Source organism: Bacillus sp. SIMBA_008, from assembly GCF_046535495.1.
GTDB lineage: Bacteria > Bacillota > Bacilli > Bacillales > Bacillaceae > Bacillus > Bacillus subtilis.
This window is the reverse complement of record NZ_JAWRWL010000536.1, coordinates 1-268: the sequence shown is the minus strand read 5'-3', so window position 1 is coordinate 268 and position 268 is coordinate 1. Positions and strand designations below refer to the sequence as shown.

General features: G+C 44.0%; 1 protein-coding gene. It reads right to left on the bottom strand.

Annotated elements, in window-relative coordinates; all coding sequences use genetic code 11:
• On the bottom strand, positions 1 to 268 hold a 268-nt coding region (locus SB658_RS24345; protein ID WP_410602931.1), incomplete at both ends, for an alpha/beta hydrolase family protein.

Below are 268 nucleotides of genomic sequence, written 5' to 3'. Positions count from 1 at the left end.
ATCATAGGCTTTCAGCACATGATCAACAGCCTGCATGACATCCTCATAATCAACGTCACCATAGCTCCCTCTCACACGGTCGGTAAACATTTGTCCGTATCCATGACTGCCATGAGGATTGATATATACGATGGCATAGCCTTCAGAAGCGAGCATTTGAAATTCATGAAAATACGTATAACCATACATGGCATGCGGTCCGCCATGAATTTCTAAAATAAGCGGATAAGTCTTCCCCTCTTCCATCTCGGAAGGCTTCATAAACCAG